Origin of the sequence: Paracoccus sp. S-4012 (assembly GCF_009674885.1) — a bacterium.
GTDB lineage: Bacteria > Pseudomonadota > Alphaproteobacteria > Rhodobacterales > Rhodobacteraceae > Paracoccus.
The window spans coordinates 1-1,396 of record NZ_WKKA01000045.1 but is presented as its reverse complement, the minus strand read 5'-3'; the positions used below and the strand labels follow the sequence as shown (position 1 = coordinate 1,396).

The following is a 1,396-nucleotide window of genomic DNA, read 5'->3' as shown; positions in this document are numbered from 1 at the left end:
AGCGCCGGGCCGACGTGGTCGGGATCTTCCCCAACGAGGCCTCGATCATGCGCCTGATCGGCGCGGTCCTGTTCGAGCAGAACGACGAATGGCAGACCTCGAGCCGCTACATGATGGTCGAGGCCTTTGCCCAGATCGACAAGGAGGAGATCGACCCCATCCTCAGCATCACGGCCAAGGCCGCCTGATCATGATCTCAGGCCATCTCACGATTTACACCACGTTGACGGACGTGACCCGAGAAAACCGCGCGAAACGTCAGAGGCTGCCGGACAGCGGTCAATCAGTCCGCCATCATGTTCGACGACCGCTTCAACCCGCTCGGCGGCGGAAGGCGGTCAGATCGAAACGGGCCGAAAGCCCATCCACGGAATGTCGGACATTCCCGGCGGCAGGCTGAGGCGCACCACGATCTGGCGCGCTACCACCAGCTCGACGCGGTCCGCAGCGTGGTCGGGCCACGCCCGAACGCATGACTCCGGCCAGAACTACCTGCTCCAGCACTCGGCGAGTTCCGCAAAGTCGAACTCCATCGCCTGGACCGCACATCAGCTGGCAACGCGCCACAACGGAGAGGACCGTCCGGTCAGCGACTCCGCCACCGTCGTGGCGGACCGAAAGGTTCTCGACCATCAGTTGCAGAAGACGATCAGGACGTTGGCTACCACACGAGGTTTCTTCGTTCCTCGACGGCCCTCGCGCCAGCTGAAGGACGCGATCCATGCCCGGTCTTAGCAGGCTGCTGAAGAAGTCGGCCATCGCGCGGTCTGAGGAACATGATTCATTCTCCGCACGGCTACGGCGGGGGTGATGATGGCGCGGCACGGACGAGACGAGCAGGTCGGTGTTCAGCTATGTCGATCTGGAGGCGCGCATCCCGGCGCGGCATCCGTTGCGCAAGATCAGGCAGGTGGTGAATGACGCGCTGACTGAACCGCACCGGGTTTCCCGGAGGCCGGTTTGTCTTAGCTACGCGGCCATGGCCGGGGTTTCCCTGGCGGCGTAGAGGTTCGCTCCGGCTTGAGCGGGCGGGATGCTCCCGATCGGCTCGAGAAGACGGCGGTGTTGAACCAGTCGACCCATTCGAGGGTGGCGTATTCGACGGCCCCAAGGCTGCGCCAGGGTCCAGGTCGGTGGATCACCTCGGCTTTTGAACAGGCCGTTGATCGTCTCGGCCAGAGCGTTGTCGTAGCGGTCGCCGACGCTGCCGACCGACGGCTCGACCCCTGCTTCGGCCAGACGTTTCGTGTAGCGGATCGACAGGTATTGGGCGGATTCAACCGGTCGACGCAACAGCATCGATTTTAGCACCCTTGAGAACCTGGTCGAGGGCTTCCGCGGGTGTTTTCCAACCGAGCGTCCCGCGAGGCCTTGTGTTGAGAGCATGAGCGACAGC

Annotated in this window: 1 protein-coding gene and 1 pseudogene; one reads left to right on the top strand and one right to left on the bottom strand. The window is 63.5% G+C overall.

Annotation, left to right across the window (positions count from 1 at the left end):
- On the top strand, positions 1–188 hold a 188-nt coding region (locus GI374_RS18725; RefSeq protein WP_195759995.1), incomplete at its 5' end, for a transposase.
- 781 nt (positions 189–969) lie between these two features.
- Here GI374_RS18725 and GI374_RS18715 read toward each other — a convergent pair.
- Positions 970–1,272 (bottom strand): annotated as a pseudogene (locus GI374_RS18715) (integrase core domain-containing protein); the annotation flags it as partial.
- Positions 1,273–1,396: the final 124 nt, after the last annotated feature.